Raw genomic sequence first — 1232 nt, 5'->3', positions numbered from 1 at the left:
CAACGAAAAAGGGCCGCCCCTTGGGCGGCCCTTCTCTATTCAGATCAGCGAGTTGATCACTCGAGGATTTTCGACACGACGCCCGAACCCACGGTGCGGCCGCCTTCACGGATGGCGAAGCGCAGGCCTTCTTCCATCGCGATCGGGGCGATCAGCTCGGCGGTGAATTTCAGGTTGTCGCCCGGCATCACCATCTCGGTGCCTTCCGGCAGGGTCACGGTGCCGGTCACGTCGGTGGTCCGGAAGTAGAACTGCGGACGGTAGTTCGCGAAGAACGGGGTGTGACGGCCGCCTTCGTCCTTGGTCAGGATGTAGACCTCGGCTTCGAACTTGGTGTGCGGGTTCACCGAACCCGGCTTACACAGAACCTGGCCGCGCTCGACCGCTTCACGGTCGATACCGCGCAGCAGCGCGCCGATGTTGTCGCCGGCTTCGCCGCGGTCCAGCAGCTTGCGGAACATTTCAACACCGGTACAGGTGGTCTTCTGGGTGTCCTTGATGCCGACGATTTCCAGTTCGTCGCCGACATTCACAACGCCACGTTCCACACGGCCGGTCACAACGGTGCCGCGGCCCGAGATCGAGAACACGTCTTCGATCGGCATCAGGAACGGCTGGTCCACGGCACGGGCCGGGGTCGGGATGTATTCATCCACGGCCGCCATCAGTTCGCGGATCTTGTTTTCGCCGATTTCCGGGTCACGGCCTTCCAGAGCGGCCAGAGCCGAACCTGCGATGATCGGAATATCGTCGCCGGGGAAGTCGTAGGCCGACAGCAGCTCGCGGACTTCCATTTCCACCAGCTCCAGCAGTTCCTCGTCGTCGACCTGGTCGACCTTGTTCAGGAACACGACCAGCGCCGGAACGCCGACCTGACGGGCCAGCAGGATGTGTTCGCGGGTCTGCGGCATCGGGCCGTCAGCTGCGTTCACAACCAGGATGCCGCCGTCCATCTGCGCCGCACCGGTGATCATGTTCTTCACGTAGTCGGCGTGGCCGGGGCAGTCGACGTGGGCGTAGTGACGCGCTTCGGTCTCGTATTCCACGTGTGCGGTCGAGATGGTGATCCCGCGGGCTTTTTCTTCCGGCGCGCCGTCGATCTGGTCGTAGGCTTTGAATTCGCCGAAATACTTGGTGATTGCTGCGGTCAGCGTGGTTTTGCCGTGGTCAACGTGGCCGATCGTGCCGATGTTAACGTGCGGTTTAGAACGCTCAAACTTTTCCTTTGCCAT

The 1232-nt window shown here is 62.0% G+C and carries 1 protein-coding gene; it reads right to left on the bottom strand.

What is annotated here, in order from left to right:
* Nucleotides 1–56: 56 nt before the first annotated feature.
* The coding region (tuf, locus tag GR167_RS20065; protein WP_160975517.1) for an elongation factor Tu at nt 57–1232 on the bottom strand (1176 nt) is incomplete at its 5' end.

This window comes from Thalassovita mangrovi (genome assembly GCF_009857745.1).
In the GTDB taxonomy this organism is placed as follows: Bacteria; Pseudomonadota; Alphaproteobacteria; order Rhodobacterales; family Rhodobacteraceae; genus Thalassobius; species Thalassobius mangrovi.
This window is presented reverse-complemented; position numbering and strand designations above follow the sequence as displayed.